Genomic DNA, 21,390 nt, shown 5'->3' with positions numbered 1-21,390 from the left:
CTTCAGGCCACCTCGGGGGTCTCGAGCAGGCCGCGGCGGCGCAGCAGCGCGTCCGGCTCGGGCTCGCGGCCGCGGAACGCGATGTAGGCCTCCTCCGGATCGCGCGAGCCGCCCGACGAGTAGATGTCGTCATGCAGCCGCTTGGCGGTCGCCAGGTCGAAGATGTCGCCGGCCTCCTCGAAGGCGCCGAAGGCGTCGGCGTCCATCACCTCCGACCACATGTAGCTGTAATAGCCGGACGCGTAGTGGTCGCCGGAGAAGATGTGGCCGAACTGGGTCGGCCGGTGCCGCAGCGAGATTTCGGCGGGCATGCCGATCTTCTCCAGCTCCTTGCGCTCGAAGGCGCGGACGTCGCCGCAGGCGGCCGCCGGCTGGGTGTGGAATTCGAGGTCGACCAGCGCGGAGGAGACGAACTCCACGGTGGCAAAGCCCTGGTTGAACTTGCGCGCGGCCAGGAAGCGCTTCAGCAAATCGTCCGGCAGCGGCTCGCCGGTCTGGTAGTGGCGGGCGAAGCGCTGCAGCACCTCGGGCCGCTCCTGCCAGTGCTCGTAGAGCTGCGAGGGCAGCTCGACGAAGTCGGTGAAGACCGAGGTGCCCGACAGCGATGGATAGGTCACGTCGGAAAGGATGCCGTGCAGGGCGTGGCCGAACTCGTGGAACAGGGTCCGCGCGTCGTCGGGCGACAGCAGCGACGGCGCGCCGTCGGCGCCCTTGGCAAAGTTGCAGACATTGATGATCAGCGGCGCAACCTCGGCATCGAGCCGCTCCTGGTCGCGCAGCGAGGTCATCCAGGCGCCGGAGCGCTTTGAGGGCCGGGCGAAGTAGTCGCCATAGAAGAGAGCCTTGTGCTTGCCGGCGCGGTCCTTGACCTCCCAGACCCGGACGTCGGGGTGCCAGACCGGGATGTCCTTGCGCTCCTCGAAGGTGATGCCGAACAGGCGCGTCGCAGTGTCGAAGGCGGCCTCGATCATGTGGTCGAGCACCAGATAGGGCTTGATCGCGGAATCGTCGAAATTGGCGCGGCGCTGGCGCAGTTTTTCGGCGTAGTGGCGCCAATCCCAGGGCGCCAGGGTGAAATTGCCGCCTTCCTCGGTGATCAGCGCCTGCAGCGCGTCGCGGTCGGCGAGCGCCCGCGCCCGGGCCGGCTTCCAGACCCGCTCCAGCAGGCCGCGCACCGCCTCCGGCGTCTTGGCCATGGAATCCTCGAGCCGGTAGGCGGCGTAGGTCGGGTAGCCCAAAATCCCCGCGCGCTCCTCGCGCAGCTTGAGGATCTCGACGATGGTTGCGTTGTTGTCGTTGGCGTTGCCATTGTCGCCGCGGGCGGTGAAGGCCTTGTAGACCTTCTCGCGCAGATCGCGGCGTTCCGAACTCTGCAGGAACGGCTCGACCGAGGAACGCGACAGCGTCACGATGGCCTTGCCCGCCATGCCGCGCTCTTCCGCCGCAGCCTTGGCGGCTGCCACAAATGTGTCGGAGAGGCCGGCGCGGTCGGCCTCGCCAAGCTCCATGAACCAGTCCTGCTCGTCGCCGAGCAAATGGTGGCTGAACGAGGTGCCGAGATGGGCGAGGCGCTCGTTGATCTCGGCCATCCTCACCTTTGCGGCCTCGTCGAGCCCGGCACCGGCGCGGTGGAAGCGGGTGTAGGTGCGTTCCAGCAGCCGCATCTGCTCGCCGGTCAGGCCGAGCTTGGCGCGCTTCTCGTGCAGCATGGCGATGCGGCCAAACAGCACGGCGTTCATCATGATCGGATTCCAGTGCCGCGCCATTCTGAGCGACACTTCCTTGTCGATCTCCAGGATCTGCGGGTTGGAATGCGCCGAGACCAGGTCGTAGAACACCGCGGCGACCTTGGACAGCAGCCGGCCGGAGCGCTCCATCGCGGTGATGGTGTTGTCGAAGTCGGGCAGCGTCGGATCATGGGTGATCGCGGCCACTTCCGCCGAGTGATCGGCGAAGGCCTGCTCGAAGGCGGGCAGGAAATGCTCCGGCAGGATCTCGGCGAAGGGCGGCGTCTCGAACGGCGTGTGCCACGCCTTGAGGAGCGGATTGGCCTCGGCCGGTGCGCTGGTTTCTGACATCGAATGTCCCGTTTTTCGCCTTCAAAATCAGGCCAATCTATATCACGCGATGCGGCATTTTTGCGCCTTTTGCGCTTGATAGAAGGGCACTTTTCGGAGAGATTGCGCCCCCTGAACAGGACCTATTCCATGAGCACGCAGCCCACCACTTCCGCCACCCGCACCATCGCCTGGCCGAGCGTCATCACCGTGATCTCGGCGGCGATCCTGATCGGCGCTGAGGTGTTCGGCGCGGCGTTCGCCGGCGGCTGGGCGCTCGCGATCCTGCTCGGGCTCGACGATCTCGGCGCGCACATCCTGCAGGCCGTGCTGTTCGGCGGCGGCGTCCTGATCATGATCGCCTTCATCCGCGCCGCGCAGCGCGTCGAGCCGTTCACGCGTCGCGCGTGAGCTCAGCGATTCAAGAAAGCGCTGCGGCACAGGGCTAAAACGCACACGCTTCGTTAGGCAATCTTAACAGCCGTTCATCTTCAGCGTCGCGAGACGCGTGCTCCGCGCGAGATCGCAAGCACGCGTTAGGGAAATTTGTCGCGATCGCAAAAAAATTCTTGCGAAGCCAATTCAAAAGACTTATTTCCTGCCTTGCCCAATTTCGCACGTGCCTGTGGTCGTGTGTCAGTCGGTAGGTATCCGGACAAGAGGCCGGACAGCCGCCAAGGGGTGGAAGAACCGAGGGTCGCTCCCGTCAGTTAGGACGGACAAGGCGGCCAGCATCTCTCTCCAGGGATGCCGTTGAAGGTCTCGCCACTTCTTGCAACCGTGACTGGCAGCCGGAGGCGAACCGGCGCACCCCGCTCTCAACGGGGGACGCGACTTAAAGCAACGACGGATCGGGCTTTTTTGGTCTCTACCGGCGGTCCAACGCCGGCGCGGGCTACTGAAAAGGCTTGTCCTTCATTGCCAGGTGAGTGGGTGGGAAACTCTCCCAACCAATCCACGGCAGCACAGTCTGGTTTGAGTCCCTTGGCCTCAACGCGCCTCCATCGCGCGATGTGGCCAGAGCGCTCTTATCCGACGTCACGTTGATGCGGATCCCGTCGCTGGGGCCGTTGGAGAGTGCCATGACCGAACGTATCCAGGAATTCCTGCGTCACCGCCGCAGCGAAGGTCTCGACACCGAGCCGTGCCTCGTCGTCGACCTCGAGGTCGTGCGCGACAACTACCAGACCTTCGCCAAGGCGCTGCCGGACAGCCGCGTGTTCTACGCGGTCAAGGCCAACCCGGCGCCCGAAGTGCTGTCGCTGCTCGCTTCGCTCGGCTCCTGCTTCGACACCGCAACGGTTGCGGAAATCGAGATGGCGCTGGCCGCCGGCGCGACGCCGGACCGCATCTCCTTCGGCAACACGATCAAGAAGGAGCGCGACATCGCGCGTGCCTTCGCGCTCGGCATTCGCCTGTTCGCGGTCGACTGCGCCGCCGAGGTCGAGAAGATCGCCCGCGCCGCGCCCGGCGCCAAGGTGTTCTGCCGCATCCTCTATGACTGCGCCGGCGCCGAGTGGCCGCTGTCGCGCAAGTTCGGCTGCGACCCGGAGATGGCGGTCGAGGTGCTCGACCTCGCCAAGCGCCTTGGGCTCGAGCCGTGCGGCATCTCGTTCCATGTCGGCTCGCAGCAGCGCAAGGTGAAGGCGTGGGACCGCGCGCTCGCCATGGCCTCGACCGTGTTCCGGGACTGCGCCGAGCGCGGCATCAACCTGACCATGGTCAACATGGGCGGCGGTTTCCCGACCAAGTACCTGAAGGACGTGCCGCCCGTGCTGCAGTACGGCCGCTCGATCTTCCGTGCCCTGCGCAAGCATTTCGGCAACCAGATCCCGGAGACCATCATCGAGCCGGGCCGCGGCATGGTCGGCAATGCCGGCATCATCGAGACCGAAGTCGTTCTGATCTCGAAGAAGAGCGACGAGGACGAAGTGCGCTGGGTCTACCTGGACATCGGCAAGTTCGGCGGTCTCGCCGAGACGATGGACGAGTCGATCCGCTACGCCATCCGCACCCCGCATGACGGGGCGGACATGACGCCGTGCGTGCTCGCGGGCCCGACCTGCGACAGCGCCGACGTGCTGTACGAGAAGCTGCCGTATCCGCTTCCGGTGACGCTCGAGATCGGCGACAAGCTGCTGATCGAAGGCACCGGCGCCTATACGTCGACCTACTCGTCGGTGGCCTTCAACGGCATTCCGCCGCTGCGGACCTACCACATCTGACCTGCCTCATAGTCGAGGCCTGAACCGGGAGCCGGCCCCGCCGGCTCCTCTCCGATCCATTTTCGAGTTTTTCCAACGACGCTTGCCGCGGCGTACGCCCAGCCGTTGCGAGCGAGGACTGACGTGCCATGACTGCTAAACGGAACACCGCCGTTGCCCTCATCCGAGAAACCGCTCCGTTCGCGATCCGTGCGGAGCGTGCTTCGGACGTCGTCGCACGCGAAGCGCTGCTGGATGCCTGCTTTGGCGACAACCGCCATACGCGCACCTGCCAGCGCCTGCGCGACGGACGCGCGCCCGCCGAAGGCCTGAGCCTTGCGGCCGTGCGCCAGGACGGCCGGCTGGTTGGAACCGTGCGGTTGTGGCACGTCAGCGCGGGGGGCCGCAGCGCGCTGATGCTGGGGCCGCTGGCAGTCGACGGCGACTGCCGCGGCCTCGGCGTCGGCGCCGCGCTCATGGCGCGCGCGCTGACGGCCGCCAAGGCGCGCGACCATGGCGCGGTGATCCTGCTCGGCGACGCGCCCTATTACATCAGGTATGGCTTCACGGCCGCCAAGACCGGCGAGCTGTCGCTGCCCGGCGCGTTCGAGCGCGGGCGGTTGCTCGGCCTCGAGCTCGTCGACGGCGCGCTGGACGGCGCCTGGGGCATGATCGTGCCGACCGGTGTCCCGCTGAAGACCAGGGCCTCGCGCGCCCGGTCCCGGAAGGCACCGCTCGCCGTGCCGCACGCGGCCTAAGGCGGCCGGCCGCCATGTCGGAGAACCTTTCCGCCAGCGATGCCGCGCGTCCGCGTTGGCGCGGCCTCGTCACCACGGTCATGCTGGTGCTGATCTCGGTGATGATCGTCAGGGACATCCTGATCCGGCGCTGGGCCGGCTCGCCGCCGACGCCGCCGGACACCACGCAGCAGTCCCGCTGAGCCCGCCGTCAGGTTAGTATTCGGGGGGTTGCACGGGTGTTGAAAATGCCCGTAAACCCCGCGCCAAGCCCATTTTCAGTCGAGGTCAAGACATGTCCCGTCGCCTGATTTCCACAGGTTCGCCATTCGAGAAGACCGCCGGCTACAGCCGCGCCGTGATCGACGGCGATTTCGCCTTCGTCGCCGGAACCACCGGCTACGACTACACCACGATGACCATGCCCGGCGATGTCACGAGCCAGTCACGGAACTGCTTCAAGACCATCGAGGCTGCCCTGAAAGAGGGAGGCTTTGCGATGGCCGACATCGTCCGCGCGACCTACTACCTCACTGACGTCAGTGACGCGGAAGCGCATTTCGCGGTCTGCGGCGAGGTTCTCGGCGAGATCCGCCCGGCCGCCACGCTGCTGATCGTCGCCGGACTCTACAAGCCCGAGATGAAGGTCGAGATCGAAGTCACCGCAAAGCGACGTAACCCCTGATCCACTTGACCCGCCGCTAGGCACTCTCCTGGAGAAAATGATGAGTCCCTCCTCGCAGATCTACGCGAAGATCACCGGCCCGATCGTCATGGTCGGCTTCGGCTCCATCGGCAAAGGTACGTTGCCGCTGATCGAGCGGCATCTCGATTACGACAAGTCGCGCGTCACCGTGATCGACCCGAAGGATGAGGGCCGCAAGGCGCATTGCGAGAAGCACAATGTCAGGTTCATCCAGAAGGCGGTGACCAAGGACAATTATCGCGAGTTGCTGATCCCGCTGCTCACCGAGGGCGGCGGCCAGGGTTTTTGCGTCAATCTCTCGGTCGATACCGGCTCCACCGACATCATGGAGCTCTGCAACGAGGTCGGCGCGCTTTATATCGACACCGTCAACGAGCCCTGGCTCGGCTTCTATTTCGATGCCTCGAAGGGCCCGGAAGCGCGCTCCAACTACGCGCTGCGCGAAGTGACGCTGGCCGCCAAGAAGGCGCGCCCCGCGGGCTCGACGACGGCGGTCTCCTGCTGCGGCGCCAATCCCGGCATGGTCTCGTTCTTCGTCAAGCAGGCGCTGCTCAATGTCGCGGCCGATCTGAAGCTCAATGCCCCCAAGCCCAAGACCCGCGCCGAATGGGCCGACCTGATGCGGCAGGCCGGGGTCAAGGGCATCCACATCGCCGAACGCGACACCCAGCGCGCCAAGTCGCCGAAGGAACCGGACGTCTTCGTCAACACCTGGTCGGTGGAAGGTTTTCTGTCGGAGGGCGTGCAGCCCTCCGAGCTCGGCTGGGGCACCCATGAAAAATGGATGCCGGAGAATGCGCGGACCCACGAAGCGGGCTGCGGCGCCGCGATCTATCTGATGCAGCCCGGCGCCAACACGCGCGTGCGCACCTGGTGCCCAACCCGCGGCGCGCAGTATGGCTTCCTCGTCACCCACAACGAGTCGATCTCGATCTCCGATTACTTCACGGTGCGCGACGCATCCGGCACGGCGATCTACCGGCCGACCTGCCACTATGCCTATCATCCCTGTGACGATGCCGTGCTGTCGCTGCACGAAATGTTCGGCCGCGCTGCGAAGATGCAGGAGAAGCACCACATCCTCGACGAGAACGAGATCGTTGACGGCATCGACGAGCTCGGCGTGCTGCTGTTCGGCCATGACAACAATGCCTACTGGTACGGCTCGCAGCTCTCGATCGAAGAGACCCGCGACCTCGCGCCCTACCAGAACGCCACCGGCCTGCAGGTGACCTCCGCCGTGCTCGGCGGCATGGTGTGGGCGCTGGAGAACCCCAACGAAGGCATCGTCGAGGCCGACGAGATGGATTTCGACCGTCTGCTGGAAATCCAGCTGCCGTATCTCGGCCCGGTCAAGGGTTTCTATACCGACTGGACCCCGCTGACGGATCGTCCGGGACTGTTTCCGGAGGACATCGACACTTCGGATCCGTGGCAGTTCAAGAATATCCTGGTGCGCTGAGCGCTCACCACCTCCCGCGAACGAAAATGCCCGGCCTCGCGCCGGGCATTTTGCTATCTGCTGTCGGCCGGGGCACCTTGCGATCGACGCACCGTCCCCCGCGCACCATCAATGAACTGCCGGAAACTGAAACTGGCGGAGACCCCCGTGAGAATCTTCGACGGAGAGGGTCGCGGTTGTCCCGTCCTCGCCGATTTTCATTTGTGGCACTGGCCTCTTGTACCACTCGATCCAGTTCGTGACGCTCTGCGATGTTCCCGGTGCTCCGACCAAATTGCGCTCAAGCAAGCGGTCGCCCGACCTGCTGAAGACGACGAGCTGGTATGGATTCAAAAACATCACGTTGGAGATGCCAACGACATACTTCGCGTCCGGCGAAATCCAGATGTGGGTGAGCGCCGGCACGGAGCGGCGAAACAACTCGGTGCCGGTCACCCTGTCGAGTAACCGCAGATAGGAATACTCATTGTCCGCGGCAAATGGATCCGTTGTGGCCACGTGCGACGCTCGGCCCCAATCATGATGATGTTCGGCCCGCAGTGGGCCCACCTCGGCCGATAGATCAACCACCCCCTGATAGCGGACCCTGTCGGCACGTGCCGGGACGGTCGCAGCGATCATGAGGCCAACTGCGACACCTGCAATCGCTTTGAACCAGGCGTTCACGTCAAGCATCTCGACCGCGCTTGCACGTCACCTCGCCATGTAGTCAAACGCCACCGAACCGAGGCCGAGCGTCAGGTCGGCCTTGTAGTGCAGCGCCGAGACCACCTCGCGCACCGGCAGGCGGGCGACGTCGCACAGCGCGTGCGGGAACAGGCCGAGCGCGGCGGGGCCGGTCCAGGCTTCCTTCAGCACGATGTCCTCGAGGTGGAAGCGCACCAGCTCGCAGATCCGCGCGCTGCCGTCGACATGCGGAATGATTTTCAGAATGAAGTTCGGCGCCTTCATCGCGCTCAGCAATGTATCGTGGTCGATCTTGCGATGCTTGTAGCCCATGGTGGCGGAGGCGCAGAGCACCGAGCCGTAATGCAGCGAGCCGACCAGCACGTCGCTCTCGATCGCGATCTTGGGCCGCGCCAGCTTCTTGGGAAATCCCCACAGCTCGCGGCCGCCCGCGATCGGCGCCTCGTCGTCGAGATACATCGCGTGGGTATAGGCGCCCTCCTCGCCTTTGAAGCGGACCGGGATCACCTGCCCGGTCTCGGTGTAGTCGCCGAAGCCGGTGGAGTCGGGCATCCGGATGAATTCGTACTTCACGACCGGCTCGGCGACCTCGAGCGGCTCGGGCACCACGGCGGCGAGCGCTTCCGGATCGGTCTTGTAGGTGATGATGAAATATTCACGGTCGTAGAACCGGTAGGGCCCGGGCGGGAACGACGGGTTGGTGAGCGGCATCGAATAGGCGGTGCGCCGGACGTCCTCGATCTTCATGATAGCCCCATCTGCCGTTGGCGTGACGGGTCGATTATGGAGCGGCGAGGCGACGGAGGCGAGAGCGTATAATCGGCAGCTGCCGTCAAATGCGCGTCACTATGGCCGGCTGGCGGGCGGCCTATTTTTCCTTGATCGGCGGCGCAGTCTTCTCGGCGGGGGCCGGCGGCAGCACCGGCTTGGCGCCGCCCTTCTGCGCGTCGGCATCGGGACGGGCCGGCTCCGGCGCCGGCGTGGTCGGGCGGTCGCCGCCGGGCTTTGACTCGGCCGGCGGCGGCGTTTTCTGCGGCTCCGGCGACTGCTGCAGCGGCTGGGTGGCCTGTGCCACCTCCTGTGGCGGGGACGAGGCGATCTCGCGCAGCGAAACCGCCGCTATCGCGACGCCGGCCGCCACCATTACGGCGGCGATCAGTATGTTGTTCCGCAACCTGGTCTGGTCCGCAGCCATCTCGTTCACCCGCGTCGTGTTCGCGAGGACCAACGATCCGGCAACGGCATGGTTCCGAACGACGAGGGCCGGCGGAACTCAGTCCGCGGTGTTGCTCTCCCAGGTCGCGTGGCGCACGCCCGCCTGATGCTGCAAGTCGACCACCACCGCATTCAGTTCGTTGGGATCGACCGCCGTCGAGACCAGGGTCGCGACGATCTCCAGGAATTCGTCGCCGGTCTCGACCACGGCGACGTCGGCGACCGGATAATTCGCGGCCTCGAGCTTTTCCACCAGCTGGTCGCGCAGGATGGGCAGCGCTTCGGTCGAGACCGCGAGCTTGACGTAATAGGTCGCCTCCGAGGCCTTCTCGTTCAGCGGGATGCGGTTGATGGCATTGACCACCGGACGCAGCAGCGTGTTGCCGGCGATCACGAACACGGTCAGCGCCGCCGCCTGCGCCACCATGTCGGCGCCGGCGCACGAGCCGACCGCGGCGGAGGCCCACAGCGTCGCGGCGGTATTCAGACCGCGGACATCCATGCCCTGCTTCATGATGACGCCGGCGCCGAGGAAGCCGATGCCCGACACCACATAGGAGATCACCCGCACCGCGCCGCCGGCGCCATCGAGATGCATCGCCAGGTCGACGAAGGCGGCCGCGCCGACCGCGACCAGCACATTGGTCCGCAGGCCCGCGGTGCGCTGCCGGTACTGGCGCTCGGCGCCGATCAGCGTTCCCAGCACGAAGGCGGAAAACAGGCTGACCAGCGTGTCGATGAAATCGGCGAGCTGGAATGTCGTGATGAATCGCATGGCGCTGCACTGCCCCCAGAGCCTCGGTCCTGACGAGAATCAGAACCGAAACTCTAGATTCTTTTTTTGACGCGTTTTCTTCACGCGAACCGGTACCCACTTCGCTCGAAAACGCTTTGCACGCCGCGATCCCTTACATTTCCAGAATGCCCGCGTCACCATCTTCCGAACCGAAGGCAAGCAGCGTGCCCTTGGCATTCCACGCCAGCCCGGAGACCGGAGCGCCGCCGGTCCGGCGCACCAAAATCTCGGCGCCGTCCTCGAGGCGGACCATCAGCACCGTGCCGTCGCTGTAGCCGACCGCCATGATGTCGTTCTTCGGATGGCAGGCCACCACGGCGACCCGCGCCGGCATCGGCGCCAGCATCGCCGGCTCCTTGCCCATCGGGCCGTCCTTGCTGGTGAACGGCCAGACGATCACGCTGTCGGCGCCGGAGGTCGCAAGCCCCTTGCCGCCCGCGCTCCATGACATCGAGCGGACGCGGCCGGGATAGCCGCTCATCCGCATGTGCCTGTTGTCGGCGAGCCGCCAGCCATGCATCGCCGGCTCGTGCATCGCCGTGACCAGGAACTTGTTGTCCGGACTGAACATGACGGCGAGGTGCGAGCCGGCCCATTCCAGAAATTCTGGATTGGCGGCCATGTTGGGAAACCACAATGTCACGCCGCCATAATGCGCGATCGCAAGCCGCAGGCCCTTTGGCGCGAACGCCAGCCCGCCGACGGTCGAGGGCACCTCGAACGTCTTCTCCTCACCCTTGGGATTGCGGACGAAGGCGGTCTTGCCGGCCGACCACGCCACGGTGCCGTCGCCGTGCAGCGCGACATTGTCGATCCAGCGCCGCTTGGCGTCGGTGGCGATCGTCGAGGTCTCGCCCTTGGCGTCGATCGCGATCAGCTTGCCGTCGTCGCCGCCGGTGACGATCCGCTTGCCGTCGGAGGCCGCGCACAGGATGGCGCCGAAATGCGTCTCGGTTCGCATGATCTCGCCATCGGCGGTCACGATCGCGACGCTCTCCTCGGCGCCGACGAAGAAGGCGCGGTCGCCGAGGAAATGCACCGAGCCGACGCCTGAGCCAAGCGGGGTCAGCTTGACGCGGTCGGTGATCGAAACGATGGAAGGCCCGTCGGGGGCGTCGAAGTTATCAATCACGACGTGATGCACTGCTCGAAGCCGTCGCGGATCGCCTGCTCCGGCAGATCGCGACCGATGAACACGACCCGGCTCTCGCGCTTCTCGCCGTCCTTCCATTGCCGCTGATGGTCGCCCTCCAGCATCATGTGGACACCCTGGAACACGTAGCGGTCGTCGTCGCCGGTGAAGGCGAGGATGCCCTTCGAGCGCAGGATCTTCTGGCCCTCGGTGGCGACCAGCTGCTGCAGCCAGGGCATGAACTTGGTCGCGTCGAGCGGCTTGTCCGAGCGCAGCGACAGCGACTGCATGTCCTCGTCGTGATAGTGCTTCAGCCCGTGACCGTGATCATGGTGGTGGTGATCATGATCATGGTCGTGATGGTGATGATCGTGGTCGTGGTCGTGATCGTCGCCGGCCTCGAGGAAGTCTGGCTCGATCTCCAGGATGCGGTCGAGGTCGAACGCGCCGCGCTCCAGCACGTCGGTCAGCCCGACCTGGCAGCGCTCGGTGCGATGCAGCTTTGCATAGGGGTTGATGCCGCGGATGCGGGCTTCGACCTCGGCGAGCTCGGGCTTGGAGACGAGGTCGGTCTTGTTCAGCACGATGACATCGGCGAACGCGATCTGGTTCTTGGCTTCCGGCGCATCCTTGAGGCGGTCGCTCAGCCATTTGGCGTCGGCCACCGTCACGACGGCATCGAGCCTGGCGTTCTTCTGCACGTCCTCGTCGACGAAGAAGGTCTGCGCCACCGGGGCCGGATCGGCCAGCCCGGTGGTCTCGACGATGATGGCGTCGAACTTGCCCTTGCGCTTCATCAAGCCGTCCATGATGCGGACGAGGTCGCCGCGCACGGTGCAGCAGACGCAGCCATTGTTCATTTCGAACACTTCCTCATCGGCGCCGATGATGAGGTCATTGTCGATACCGATCTCGCCGAATTCGTTGACGATGACGGCGTACTTCTTGCCGTGGTTTTCCGACAGGATGCGGTTCAAGAGCGTGGTCTTGCCGGCGCCGAGATAGCCCGTCAGCACGGTCACAGGAATCTTTTGTGAAGCTTCAGCCATAACAACTCCAAAGGAACATTTGGAAGGGCGCTCGACCCCGGCAGGGAGGCCCCTGCCCCTAGTTGGCGAGCGCGCTGGTCAGGGCCTTTATATTGTGCCTGACCATGTCAATGTAAGTGGGTGCGGGGCCCTTTTCGCCCGTCAAACTGTCCGAATACAGGGTGCCGCCGACCCGGGCGCCGGTCTCGGCCGCGATCCGCTCGATCAGGCGCGGATCGCTGATGTTTTCGAGAAAAACTGCTGGAATTTTTGCGGCCCTGATCTGGGCGATGATGGCGGCGATATCCCGTGCACTGGGCTCGGCATCGGTGGAGACGCTGAGCGGCGAAAAGAACGTGACTCCGTAGGTGTCGGCGAAATAGCCGAAGGCGCCGTGGGTCGAGATCACCTTGCGCCGCGCCTCCGGTACTCTCGCAACCGCCTCGTGCACCTCGCGGTCGAGCACCTCGAGCTTGGCCAGATAGGCATCGGCGTTGGCCTTGAAGACGCCGGCCTGGTCGGGGGCCGCGGCGATCAGCCCGTCGCGGATATTGACGACGTAGATCTTCGCATTCGCCACCGATTGCCAGGCATGCGGATCCTCATGGCCGCCCATCTTCCGCGGCATGATGCCTTTGGTCGCCACTGCGACCGGCGCCTTGCTGCCGGAGGCCTGCAGCAGCCGCGGCAGCCAGCCCTCGAAGCCGAAGCCATTGATGACGAGCAGCCGGGCGTCGGCGACCTTCTTCGCATCCGCAGGCGTCGGCGCATAGACATGCGCGTCGCCATCGGGGCCAACCAGCGCGACCACATCGACGCTGTCACCGCCGACATTGCGCACCATGTCGGCGAGGATCGAGAAGCTCGCGACGACGTTGACGCGCTCGACGGCCTGCGCCGGGCCGCTCACTATCGCCAGCACCAGAGAGATCAGCCCGAACAACCGCCGCATCGTCACGCCTCGAGATGCCGGCCGGGGAACAGTTGCCGCACCAGCCCGCTGACACTGCCGAACAGCAGCGACACCACGTAGAGGCCCGCCGCGACCAGGATGATCGCAGGGCCGGACGGGATTCGCGTCTGGTACGACAGCACCAGCCCGGCATAGCCCGACAGCATCGCGCTCGCCACCGCGATGCAGATCATGGTGGTGATGTCGCGCGACCAGAACCGGGCGATGCCGGCGGGCAGGATCATCAGCCCGACGCCGAGCAAAGTGCCGAGCGCATGAAAGCCGTTGACGAGGTTGACCACGACCAGCGCCAGGAAGGCGAGATGCGCCGGCGCGCCGGCCCGGCTCACGGTGCGCAGAAACACCGGATCGACGCATTCGATCACCAGCGGGCGGTAGATCACCGCCAGCACCAGCAGCGTGATGGTGGCGTTGAACGCGATCACCAGCAGCGTCTGGTCGTCCATCGCGAGGATGTTGCCGAACAGCACATGCAGGAGGTCGATGTTGGTGCCCTTGATCGAGACGATGGTGACGCCGAGCGCGAGCGAGACCAAATAGAAGGTCGCAAGCGAGGCGTCCTCCTTCAATTCGGTATTGCGCGCGACCAGGCCCGCCAGCAGCGCGACCGTAAAGCCTGCGATCAGGCCGCCGGTGGTCATCGCGAACAGATTGAGCCCGGAGATCAGGAAGCCGATCGCCGCGCCGGGCAGGATCGCATGCGCCATGGCGTCGCCGACCAGGCTCATCCGCCGCAGCATCAAGAACACGCCGATCGGCGCGCCGCCAAGCGACAGCGCGATCACCGCGGCGAGCGCCCGGCGCATGAACTCGAATTCGGTGAAGGGCGTGATCAGCGCGTCGGATAGCATCGGCGTCAGGCGGCCCTCGAGCGCGGATCGACGGCGCAGGCGGCGGCCGAGTCGTCGAACGCCTCGCACATCCGCATCGCCACCATCAGATTGTCAGGTGTCAGCGCCTCTGCGGTCGGGCCCCATTCCACCGGGCCGCGCGCCAGCAGCAGCGTTTCCGGGAAATTGTTGCGCACCATGTCGAGGTCGTGCAGCGCCGCCAGCACGGTGCGCCCCTCGGTGTTCCAGCGCTTCACCAGCGCCAGCAGGTCGGCGGTGGTCTTGGCGTCGATGGCGTTGAAGGGTTCGTCGAGCACGATCAGGCGGGCGTCCTGCAGCAGCACGCGGGCGAACAGCATGCGCTGCATCTGGCCGCCGGACAGCGTGCCGATCGGCCGGTTCTCGAAGCCGTTGAGCCCGACCGCGGCGATCGCCGCCAAAATCTTGTCCCGCGCGGCCTTGGCGATGCCGCCAAAGAATCCGGTGGCGCGCCACAGCCCGGTGCCGACGAAGTCGAACACCGAGATCGGGAAGGTTCGGTCGATGTCGGCCGATTGCGGCAGATAGGCGATGTCGCGGTGGTCGAGCCCGTCGAGATCGATCACGCCCGCCAGCGGCTTGAGCACGCCGGCGATGCCGCGCAGCAGCGTCGACTTGCCGGCGCCGTTGGGGCCGATCACGGCAAGCAGCGCCCCCGCCTCCACCGCGCCGTTGAGGTGGTGCACCGCCGGGTGGCGGTCATAGCCGAGCGTGACATCCCGGAAGGTGACGAGCGCGCCCACGGTCCTACCTCATCGCCAGCCAAACGACGCCCCACAGGGCGGCACTGACCGCCAGCGCCGCCGCCAGCCGCGCTGGAACCGTCATGCGCAGGATCGACCAGGGTGCGATCTGGGCAGGATGCGGCGATGCCGGGCCGTGGCTGTGGCCGTGATGGGCGTGGGAATGATCGTGGGGGTGGGAATGGGTATGGGCCATGGAAACAATGTTATATTATAACATAACGCGAGTCCATCGGCGCGGGCTTCGCGGTTTGCCGAGCAGGGTTGCAAGGGTGGGTGCCGGGAACGGAAGTCGCGGCGCAACCGCTGGACCGTCATCCTGAGAGGGTGTGAAGCTTTGTCCTCACCCACCGCTGTCATCGCCCGGCTTGACCGGGCGATCCAGTACGCCGCGGCTTCTCGCTTCTATCACCGGCGTCTCTGGAATACTGGATCACCCGGTCAAGCCGGGTGATGACACCGAGCAAGCTAAGCAAACCAACACCGTCATCCTGAGGCGCGAGCCTTGCGGCGCACTTGCGCCGCTGGGCGAGCCTCGAAGGATGCATGGCCCGGCTGGTGGCCGTCGATCCTTCGAGGCTCGCAAGAGCTCGCACCTCCAGCGATAAAGGCGAAGCCTTTGCGCGGGGATGACGGGAAAACAGCAAGTGCGCGGTCAAAGCATAGTCTCGCATTCTCGCGGCATGACCTGCCCGAGTTTTGCTCTTCGTTCCGCCCTCTCCGTTGGCAGAGGGCGCAGGGAAAGCCGGGTGCCGATCGCACCCATGGGCCCGGTGCAACAAAAAGCACCGGGGTAGGACCACAGGTGAAACCGGATACTCCGGCTTTCCCTGCGCGATGGGTTACGGCTTATACGTGCTTACCCCGGCGAGACTGGGCTTTTTTGTCACCGCTACGGCAAAGGCGCTTGCGCGCCTTGCCGGAGGACACCTGCCACTAGGGCGTCAGGCCTGCACGACTTCACCGTCCGCCTGGCGTGCTCTCGTCAGCCACACACCCGGCGTCCACCGCATCTCACCGCAACACTTGTGACGACTCGCGAAGCGCCCCTCGATCGGGTGAGACGGCGGCATTAGACATCTGAGTTGGGGGACGCGTCAAGAGAAAATTCCGAAAATACGAATCCATCGGTATTACGGAAATCGAAGGCGGCGCCCATCTCGCCGGCGCGCCACTCACGCCATCGCCGCTTCCGCGCAGTTGGTCAGCCGCGCGGGGACGCCGACGGCGGTGCAGCCGGGCGGCACGTCCGAGGTCACCAGCGCGCCGGCACCGACCTTGGCGAAATCGCCGATGCTGAGGTGGCCGATCACGGTGGCACCGGCGCTGAGCAGGACGCCGCGGCCGATCCTCGGGGCGCGGCGCGGGTCGGCCTGATCGCGCGAGATCGTGACGTTCTGCAGGATCGTGGTCTCGTCGCCGATCGCAACCAGCGCGCCGATGATCAGGCCGGTGCCGTGGTCCAGAAACACCTGCGTGCCGATCGCGGCCGACGGATGAATGCTGACCTGCAGCTGGTCCGAGGCTGCGCTTTGCATCAGCCGCGCGAGATCGGAGCGGCCGCCGCGCCACAGCCAGTTCGAGACCCGCCAGGCCTGCAGCGCCATAAAACCCTTGAAGTTGAGCAGCGGCGGCAGCAGGCCGGTGATCGCAGGATCGCGGCGAACGATCGCCTGCAAGTCGCGGTTCGCCGCTTCGACCAGCGCCGGCTCGGCGTCGAACGCCTCGCGCGCGGTGCGGGTGAACCGCGTGCGATAGGCCTCGGTGCTAGCGATGCGCTGGCCGATCAGGGAAGCGAGCGCGCTGCTGAGATCGGGGTGGTCGAGGATGGTGGCGGCTGCTGCGCTGAGCATGGAATCGGCAGCCATGGCGGCATCCGCCTCGCGGCGGAGCTGCTGCCAGAGCTCGCGGGTCGACAGGAATTTTGCCGTGACCATGATGCGCCCTCGTCGTCGGGACCATAGAGGTGAGCACGGCTGCGACAAAGCGCAAGCGGCGCCTTGCGAGTGAGGCGAGCACACTCGTCAGGCTCCCTCCCCCCTTGCGGGGGAGGGTTGGGGAGAGGGGTACCGCTTGCTCCGATCTTTGTTGAACGCGAAGAGACACTCTCAACGGCGAGCAGTGCTGGTTGATGCAGCGCTGATCAATCTCGCACATCTCGCCCCGGGGCCACCCCTCTCCCCAACCCTCTCCCGCAAGGGGAGAGGGAGCCTGAACGCTGTGCTCACCTCACGGGCTTCCAACTTCCGGTGCAGTCGATGCGATCGTCCAAAACGCAAACCGCCCGCTTGCGTTGCGCAAGCGGGCGGCTCGTGGCCATCAGGTGCTATGGGGGCACATCGCCTGAAGGCTTAGCTGTTGGCCGCGCTTAGTTCTGCGGCGGCGGCTCGTTCGGCGGGGTCGGACGGGTCCGCTGCTGGGCCATGAAGGCGTCGAACTCTTCCTTGTCCTTGGCGTGGCGCAGGCGGTTCAGGAAATCCTTGAACTCCTTCTGCTCCTCCTCGAGACGGCGCAGCGTCTCGGTGCGATATTCGTCGAACGCGCGGTTGCCGCTCGAGGGCGGGCCGAAGCCGAAGCCGAAACCGCGGCGCTCCATGCGGTCACGCATCCGGTCCATCTTGTACTGCATCCGCTCCATCTTGTTCTGCCAGCGATCCATGTCGTGGTGACTCCAACAGGCCATCTTTCTGCTCCCGAGTGTGAAAAAGAGAATGGCGAGACCGATCGGCCACCAGATCATGAAGCCGAGGATGATCAGCGCGATCTTGAGGGGGTGCCACGGCGCCCAGTGCATGTGCGGCGGGTACTGTTCTTCAACGGGGCCGCGCCAGCGATTGACATCAGCGGTGTAGGCCATTTCCCTTCTCCATCACGGCATCACGCCGTTGTGAATGTAAATAACATTTACATAGATAGCCGATCCCTTGGCGAAGTCAAGCGGAGCCGATGACGCACCCAGCTAATTATTTTCGGGTTTATTTTTGAAACTTTATTTCGCCTTGCCCCAAGGACCAGCCTTTTCGCCGGCCTTGTCGCCGGTCGGCTTGTCGTTCAGCGGGGGCGGCGTGGCACCCGGCCGGCGATCGGTGGGGAAGCCGAGGCCGCGCAGATAGATCAGCACCTCGGCCTCGAGCAGGTCCTCCGCCGACATCGGCAGTTTTCTGCGCGCGGCATCGCCGCGGCCGAACAACGACGCCACGCCATGCGACATCGACCAGATGTGCAGCGCCATCATCATCGCCGGCGGGCGCGGCGTGCCGGGCGGCGCCAGCGCCGCAAGCCGCTCGGCGGCGGCGCGGATGATCGCAAAGGCGCGCTCGCCGGCGGCCATCAGCGCCGGATTTGCATCGGGCGGCAGCCCGGATTCGAACATCGCCGAGTAGAATGCGGGCTCCTGGCGCGCGAAGGCAAGATAGGCCTTGCCGACCCGCTCGAACGCCGTGACGGTGTCGGGACGGCCGTCGTCCCAGGCTTGCGTCAGCTGTTGCTCAAACTGCTCGAAGCCGCGCTGCGCGATGCTGGCGATCAATTCGTCACGGTCGCGGAAATGCCGGTACGGCGCCGCCGGGCTGACGCCGGCCATGCGCGCGGCATCGGCGAAGGTGAAGCCGGCCGGCCCCTTCTTCGAAATCAGGTCGAGGGCGGCCTGCAGCAACGCCTCTTTGAGATTGCCGTGATGATAGCCGCGCTCGCTGCGGCCTTGGTCCTTCCGCCAGCTCATGTGAACGGCTTTTACATGAGCCGAAGGTAAAGGTCACTAGCGGCGGGATGCGGCCCCGATCAAGATTAACGGACCGCTTCCGCCGCGAACGCTTCCTCACCCCGTCACCCTGAGGTGGCCGCTTCTTCAGCGGCCCTCGAAGGGTCGACGGCCACCAGCCGGGCCGATTCATCCTTCGAGGCTCGCCGGGCAGCGCAATTGCGCTGCAAGGCTCGCACCTCAGGATGACGGGGAGATATCGCTGCGGCGGCTCGCTCAGTCCGTAGCCCGGATGGAGCGCAGCGCAATCCGGGGTGACCTCGCGACGGAGAGACCGCCCCCGGATTTCGCTTCGTTGCATCCGGGCTACGAAGACCTTACCGGCCCGGGATCGGCAGCACCGGCATGATCTCCACCGCTTCGCCCGGGAAGATCGTGAAGTGCGGGTGGTTCTCGAACAGTTTTGCGGCGGCCTCGTGCGACTCGGCGCGCACTATGGTGAAGCCGGTCATCAGGTTGGAGATGTCGGCGATCCCGCCGGGGCCGACCCGCTTGGTCTTGCCGAGCGGCCCGCCCATCTCGACCAGCACGTCCTTGTGCTGTTCGACCCAGGCGCCCCAGGCCGCCATGCCCTGCTGCTCCTTGGCGCGCCGCTCGGCTTCGGGCATCGCATTCCAGGCCGCCATGCGGCTGCCGGTGTGGCCGCCGCCGAGATAGATCGCGACGAAAGTGTTGGTGCTCATCGTATGCTCCATTGTGGCTGGTTGATTGATAATCTGTCGATGGATCAGCGCAGCGCCTTGCCCCAGCCGCCCTGCGGGTGCTCGAAGGTGGCCGCCGCCTGCTGCACCTCCTCGGAGAAGTCGCCCATCTCCTGGACCTGGCGGATCTCGATGACCTCGTTGGCCGTGGCCGGGCACTTCTTCGCCCATGCGATCGCCTCCGCGCGCGAGGCGACGTCGATCATCCAGAAGCCGCCGATCACCTCCTTGGCCTCGATGAACGGACCGTCGGTGACGACAGGTTCGCCGCTCGCGAAACTGACCCGCGCGCCGGTCGCCGGCGGATGCAGGCCTTCCAGCGTGATCAGCACGCCGGCATCCTTCAGCGCCTGATTGTACTTCATCATCGCGGCGACGCGCTCGGGGTCGAGGTCGAGCTTGGCCGGCGCGGTCTCGTAGCCGTGCGGGATCATCAGCATCATGAAACGCATTGTTGGTTCCTTTTTCCGCTGTCATTCCGGGGCCTGCCCGGAATCTCATGCAACAACTTCTGGATTCCGGGTTCGGCCCTGCGGGCCGCCCCGAAATAACGCTTCGTCACTTCTTCGTGGTCTGGGCACGCAGGCGCTCTTCCTGCTCGCGCAATTCGGGGGTCAGCGCCTCGCCGAAATCCTCCGCCGCAAACACCTGGCGGATCTCGATCTCGGAGCCGCCGTCGAACGGCGCGCGCTTCATCCAGTTGATGGCCTCGTCGAGCGATTTGGTCTCGATCAGCCAGAAGCCGCAGACGAGATCGCTGGTGAGGCTGAACGGCCCGCGGGTCACGGTGCCCTGCCCGCCCGCATATTTCACGCGCGCGCCCTTCGCACTCGGATGCAGCCCCTCGCCGGCCTGCATCACGCCGGCCTTGACCATCTCCTCGTTGAACTTGCCCATTGCGGCGAGCAGCTCGGTGCTCGGCATCACGCCGGCCTCGGTGTCCTTGTTCGCCTTCACGATCACCATGAACTTCATCGTCCTGCTCCGTTGTCCTCAAGGCCGGTTTCGGTCGCTGCTCGCCTGAAAGACGATGCGGACCTTGCCGCGCCGACACGCCCGATGAAATTATTTGCCAGGTCATTGCGGCGCGATGTCGCGCAGTTTTTCGGATCATGCTTCAGCGTTCTCGCCTGACCAGCGCGCCGTCCCGGTATTCCGGGCCGAAATAGACGTCGATGCGCTGCACCTTGTCGCCGTCGAACACGAAGAATTCGGTGTTGCGAAAGCGCGTGCCGTCCTTGGCGACGCAATGATAGGTGACGAAGGCGTCACTGCCGTCGACCATGATGCGCTCGATCGCGTGGCGGCCGATCCAGCTGCTGTCGCGCCAGCACCTTTCGAAATAGGTCGGCTTGTCGATGGCATCGTCGTAGGGCGAGGTGAAGCGGAACTCGTCCGCAAACGCGTTCTCGACCGTGGCACGGTCGTTGGCGAGATAGGCGGCGAAGATCGCGCGGATGGTCTCCGCCTTGTTGCCAGCTGCAGCCATGTCATCTCCACATGCGTTGCCCAGGCATCCGAAGCGGCAATCGCTCCGGAACCCGGGCCTCGGATGGAAGACGAACGGGGCGGCCCGAATGCGACAAGCGGGCCGGGATTCTTTTGAGGCGGAACCGCGCTCAGCCGTCCTTCGGCAGCATGCCGAAATAGGGCTCGGCCGCCTCGAGCACGCGCGCGAAGGAGGGCCGCGCCTTCAGCCGTTCCAGATAGGCGGCAAGCCGCGGATGGCCGTCGCCGAACGGCTCGTTCATGTCACCGTAGAACAGCGCCGGCGCCGCCGAGCAGTCGGCCAGCGTGAAGCGCTCGCCCATCATCCAGCCGCCGTCCGCGATCTCACGTTCGAGCAGCGCGTAGGTGGTGCGGATCTGGGCGCGCGCCTCCGCGACGCCGAGGGGATCGCGCCGGTCCGCCGGGCGGAGCCGGTCGAGCACGACCTTCTGCATCGGCAGATGGATGTAGAGGTCGATGACACGATCGCGCTGCCGGGTCTGCAGCGCGAGCGCGGGATCCTCGGGGATCAGCCTCTTGGCGCCCGGATAATGGCGGTCGAGATATTCGATGACGATGCTCGATTCCGGCACCGTCTCGCCGCGGGTCGCGTCCTCAAGCACGGGAAAGCGGCCGATCGGCCAGAGCGCGAGCAGCGCGGCGCGCTGCGCCGGATCGCCGAGATTGACCAGGTTCGGCGTAAACGCCGTACCGTTCTCGTGGAGCGCGATCAGCGCCTTCCAGCAGAACGACGACAGCGGGTGGTAATGCAGTGTAAGTGACATCCGGAACTCCATCAATCTGGTCCACGGGCACAGGACGAACCGGAGCG

At 65.5% G+C, this 21,390-nt stretch carries 25 protein-coding genes; 6 read left to right on the top strand and 19 right to left on the bottom strand.

What is annotated here, in order from left to right; translation table 11 throughout:
- Positions 1–2: 2 nt before the first annotated feature.
- Entirely contained in the window at positions 3–2,078 is a 2,076-nt protein-coding gene (locus tag XH93_RS06315; RefSeq protein ID WP_194472850.1) for a M3 family metallopeptidase, read from the bottom strand.
- Positions 2,079–2,207: 129 nt separating this feature from the next.
- Between XH93_RS06315 and XH93_RS06310 the strand changes: the two genes are divergently transcribed.
- The 6 genes from XH93_RS06310 (at position 2,208) to XH93_RS06285 (ending at position 7,166) form a co-directional block, all read left to right on the top strand.
- A complete protein-coding gene (locus XH93_RS06310; protein WP_139480622.1) occupies positions 2,208–2,468 on the top strand; it encodes a hypothetical protein in 261 nt (86 codons plus the stop codon).
- A gap of 671 nt (positions 2,469–3,139) precedes the next feature.
- Positions 3,140–4,282 (top strand): type III PLP-dependent enzyme, encoded by a 1,143-nt coding sequence (locus XH93_RS06305; RefSeq protein ID WP_139480621.1) that lies wholly within the window; start codon positions 3,140–3,142, stop codon positions 4,280–4,282.
- A 128-nt stretch (positions 4,283–4,410) separates the two neighbouring features.
- Entirely contained in the window at positions 4,411–5,019 is a 609-nt protein-coding gene (locus XH93_RS06300) for a GNAT family N-acetyltransferase (RefSeq protein ID WP_194472849.1), read from the top strand.
- 14 nt (positions 5,020–5,033) lie between these two features.
- Positions 5,034–5,201: a hypothetical protein gene (locus XH93_RS06295; RefSeq protein ID WP_172627985.1), complete on the top strand. Its 168-nt coding sequence runs from the start codon at positions 5,034–5,036 to the stop codon at positions 5,199–5,201.
- Positions 5,202–5,293: 92 nt separating this feature from the next.
- Entirely contained in the window at positions 5,294–5,683 is a 390-nt protein-coding gene (locus XH93_RS06290) for a RidA family protein (RefSeq protein ID WP_194472848.1), read from the top strand.
- A gap of 40 nt (positions 5,684–5,723) precedes the next feature.
- Positions 5,724–7,166 (top strand): homospermidine synthase, encoded by a 1,443-nt coding sequence (locus XH93_RS06285; protein WP_194472847.1) that lies wholly within the window; start codon positions 5,724–5,726, stop codon positions 7,164–7,166.
- Between the two features lie 108 nt (positions 7,167–7,274).
- On the opposite strand, the gene XH93_RS06280 is transcribed toward XH93_RS06285, so the two are convergent.
- The 18 genes from XH93_RS06280 to XH93_RS06200 all read right to left on the bottom strand — a co-directional run bounded on the left by XH93_RS06280 (position 7,275) and on the right by XH93_RS06200 (position 21,343).
- Positions 7,275–7,832, bottom strand: a complete 558-nt coding sequence (locus XH93_RS06280) for a hypothetical protein (protein WP_246799493.1) — start codon at positions 7,830–7,832, stop codon at positions 7,275–7,277.
- Positions 7,833–7,859: 27 nt separating this feature from the next.
- Positions 7,860–8,600 (bottom strand): acetoacetate decarboxylase, encoded by a 741-nt coding sequence (locus XH93_RS06275; RefSeq protein WP_139480616.1) that lies wholly within the window; start codon positions 8,598–8,600, stop codon positions 7,860–7,862.
- A 121-nt stretch (positions 8,601–8,721) separates the two neighbouring features.
- Positions 8,722–9,048 (bottom strand): hypothetical protein, encoded by a 327-nt coding sequence (locus XH93_RS06270; RefSeq protein WP_194472845.1) that lies wholly within the window; start codon positions 9,046–9,048, stop codon positions 8,722–8,724.
- Between the two features lie 78 nt (positions 9,049–9,126).
- On the bottom strand, positions 9,127–9,843 hold the full coding sequence (locus XH93_RS06265; RefSeq protein ID WP_194472844.1) for an MgtC/SapB family protein: 717 nt from the start codon (positions 9,841–9,843) through the stop codon (positions 9,127–9,129).
- 133 nt (positions 9,844–9,976) lie between these two features.
- Positions 9,977–10,993: a WD40 repeat domain-containing protein gene (locus tag XH93_RS06260; RefSeq protein WP_194475010.1), complete on the bottom strand. Its 1,017-nt coding sequence runs from the start codon at positions 10,991–10,993 to the stop codon at positions 9,977–9,979.
- Positions 10,993–12,045 carry a GTP-binding protein gene (locus XH93_RS06255; protein ID WP_194472843.1) on the bottom strand — a complete coding sequence of 351 codons (1,053 nt, stop codon included), beginning with the start codon at positions 12,043–12,045 and terminating at the stop codon, positions 10,993–10,995. Before XH93_RS06255 ends, XH93_RS06260 begins: the two co-directional genes overlap by 1 nt.
- A gap of 58 nt (positions 12,046–12,103) precedes the next feature.
- Entirely contained in the window at positions 12,104–12,976 is an 873-nt protein-coding gene (locus XH93_RS06250) for a metal ABC transporter solute-binding protein, Zn/Mn family (RefSeq protein ID WP_194472842.1), read from the bottom strand.
- A 2-nt stretch (positions 12,977–12,978) separates the two neighbouring features.
- Positions 12,979–13,848, bottom strand: a complete 870-nt coding sequence (locus XH93_RS06245) for a metal ABC transporter permease (RefSeq protein WP_194475009.1) — start codon at positions 13,846–13,848, stop codon at positions 12,979–12,981.
- Between the two features lie 5 nt (positions 13,849–13,853).
- On the bottom strand, positions 13,854–14,609 hold the full coding sequence (locus tag XH93_RS06240) for a metal ABC transporter ATP-binding protein (protein ID WP_194472841.1): 756 nt from the start codon (positions 14,607–14,609) through the stop codon (positions 13,854–13,856).
- Positions 14,610–14,613: 4 nt separating this feature from the next.
- Positions 14,614–14,805, bottom strand: coding sequence for a hypothetical protein (locus tag XH93_RS42020; RefSeq protein ID WP_246799492.1), 192 nt, complete (start codon positions 14,803–14,805; stop codon positions 14,614–14,616).
- A 979-nt stretch (positions 14,806–15,784) separates the two neighbouring features.
- Positions 15,785–16,546 carry a serine acetyltransferase gene (locus tag XH93_RS06235; protein WP_194472840.1) on the bottom strand — a complete coding sequence of 254 codons (762 nt, stop codon included), beginning with the start codon at positions 16,544–16,546 and terminating at the stop codon, positions 15,785–15,787.
- A 431-nt stretch (positions 16,547–16,977) separates the two neighbouring features.
- A complete protein-coding gene (locus tag XH93_RS06230) occupies positions 16,978–17,466 on the bottom strand; it encodes a DUF2852 domain-containing protein (protein ID WP_194472839.1) in 489 nt (162 codons plus the stop codon).
- A gap of 132 nt (positions 17,467–17,598) precedes the next feature.
- The gene (locus XH93_RS06225) at positions 17,599–18,330 is read right to left on the bottom strand and encodes a TetR/AcrR family transcriptional regulator (RefSeq protein WP_139480607.1); all 732 of its coding nucleotides are present in this window, start codon (positions 18,328–18,330) and stop codon (positions 17,599–17,601) included.
- 356 nt (positions 18,331–18,686) lie between these two features.
- On the bottom strand, positions 18,687–19,052 hold the full coding sequence (locus XH93_RS06220) for a YciI family protein (protein WP_194472838.1): 366 nt from the start codon (positions 19,050–19,052) through the stop codon (positions 18,687–18,689).
- A gap of 44 nt (positions 19,053–19,096) precedes the next feature.
- Entirely contained in the window at positions 19,097–19,522 is a 426-nt protein-coding gene (locus tag XH93_RS06215; RefSeq protein WP_194472837.1) for a YciI family protein, read from the bottom strand.
- 106 nt (positions 19,523–19,628) lie between these two features.
- A complete protein-coding gene (locus XH93_RS06210) occupies positions 19,629–20,045 on the bottom strand; it encodes a YciI family protein (protein ID WP_194472836.1) in 417 nt (138 codons plus the stop codon).
- A gap of 142 nt (positions 20,046–20,187) precedes the next feature.
- A complete protein-coding gene (locus tag XH93_RS06205; protein ID WP_194472835.1) occupies positions 20,188–20,559 on the bottom strand; it encodes a nuclear transport factor 2 family protein in 372 nt (123 codons plus the stop codon).
- 130 nt (positions 20,560–20,689) lie between these two features.
- On the bottom strand, positions 20,690–21,343 hold the full coding sequence (locus XH93_RS06200; RefSeq protein ID WP_194472834.1) for a glutathione S-transferase family protein: 654 nt from the start codon (positions 21,341–21,343) through the stop codon (positions 20,690–20,692).
- Positions 21,344–21,390 lie beyond the last annotated feature (47 nt).

The organism is Bradyrhizobium sp. CCBAU 51753, from assembly GCF_015291565.1.
GTDB classification, from domain to species: Bacteria; Pseudomonadota; Alphaproteobacteria; order Rhizobiales; family Xanthobacteraceae; genus Bradyrhizobium; species Bradyrhizobium ivorense.
The sequence above is the reverse complement of the archived record's forward strand: the minus strand, read 5'-3'. Positions and strand labels throughout refer to the sequence as shown.

Bases quoted from the DNA above. Each gene is read 5' to 3' on its own strand.
- XH93_RS06315 (WP_194472850.1), bottom strand. From the start codon at position 2,078: ATGTCAGAAACCAGCGCACCGGCCGAGGCCAATCCGCTCCTCAAGGCG.
- XH93_RS06310 (WP_139480622.1), top strand. From the start codon at position 2,208: ATGAGCACGCAGCCCACCACTTCCGCCACCCGCACCATCGCCTGGCCG.
- XH93_RS06305 (WP_139480621.1), top strand. From the start codon at position 3,140: ATGACCGAACGTATCCAGGAATTCCTGCGTCACCGCCGCAGCGAAGGT.
- XH93_RS06300 (WP_194472849.1), top strand. From the start codon at position 4,411: ATGACTGCTAAACGGAACACCGCCGTTGCCCTCATCCGAGAAACCGCT.
- XH93_RS06295 (WP_172627985.1), top strand. From the start codon at position 5,034: ATGTCGGAGAACCTTTCCGCCAGCGATGCCGCGCGTCCGCGTTGGCGC.
- XH93_RS06290 (WP_194472848.1), top strand. From the start codon at position 5,294: ATGTCCCGTCGCCTGATTTCCACAGGTTCGCCATTCGAGAAGACCGCC.
- XH93_RS06285 (WP_194472847.1), top strand. From the start codon at position 5,724: ATGAGTCCCTCCTCGCAGATCTACGCGAAGATCACCGGCCCGATCGTC.
- XH93_RS06275 (WP_139480616.1), bottom strand. From the start codon at position 8,600: ATGAAGATCGAGGACGTCCGGCGCACCGCCTATTCGATGCCGCTCACC.
- XH93_RS06270 (WP_194472845.1), bottom strand. From the start codon at position 9,048: ATGGCTGCGGACCAGACCAGGTTGCGGAACAACATACTGATCGCCGCC.
- XH93_RS06265 (WP_194472844.1), bottom strand. From the start codon at position 9,843: ATGCGATTCATCACGACATTCCAGCTCGCCGATTTCATCGACACGCTG.
- XH93_RS06255 (WP_194472843.1), bottom strand. From the start codon at position 12,045: ATGGCTGAAGCTTCACAAAAGATTCCTGTGACCGTGCTGACGGGCTAT.
- XH93_RS06250 (WP_194472842.1), bottom strand. From the start codon at position 12,976: ATGCGGCGGTTGTTCGGGCTGATCTCTCTGGTGCTGGCGATAGTGAGC.
- XH93_RS06245 (WP_194475009.1), bottom strand. From the start codon at position 13,848: ATGCTATCCGACGCGCTGATCACGCCCTTCACCGAATTCGAGTTCATG.
- XH93_RS42020 (WP_246799492.1), bottom strand. From the start codon at position 14,805: ATGGCCCATACCCATTCCCACCCCCACGATCATTCCCACGCCCATCAC.
- XH93_RS06235 (WP_194472840.1), bottom strand. From the start codon at position 16,546: ATGGTCACGGCAAAATTCCTGTCGACCCGCGAGCTCTGGCAGCAGCTC.
- XH93_RS06230 (WP_194472839.1), bottom strand. From the start codon at position 17,466: ATGGCCTACACCGCTGATGTCAATCGCTGGCGCGGCCCCGTTGAAGAA.
- XH93_RS06225 (WP_139480607.1), bottom strand. From the start codon at position 18,330: ATGAGCTGGCGGAAGGACCAAGGCCGCAGCGAGCGCGGCTATCATCAC.
- XH93_RS06220 (WP_194472838.1), bottom strand. From the start codon at position 19,052: ATGAGCACCAACACTTTCGTCGCGATCTATCTCGGCGGCGGCCACACC.
- XH93_RS06215 (WP_194472837.1), bottom strand. From the start codon at position 19,522: ATGCGTTTCATGATGCTGATGATCCCGCACGGCTACGAGACCGCGCCG.
- XH93_RS06210 (WP_194472836.1), bottom strand. From the start codon at position 20,045: ATGAAGTTCATGGTGATCGTGAAGGCGAACAAGGACACCGAGGCCGGC.
- XH93_RS06205 (WP_194472835.1), bottom strand. From the start codon at position 20,559: ATGGCTGCAGCTGGCAACAAGGCGGAGACCATCCGCGCGATCTTCGCC.
- XH93_RS06200 (WP_194472834.1), bottom strand. From the start codon at position 21,343: ATGTCACTTACACTGCATTACCACCCGCTGTCGTCGTTCTGCTGGAAG.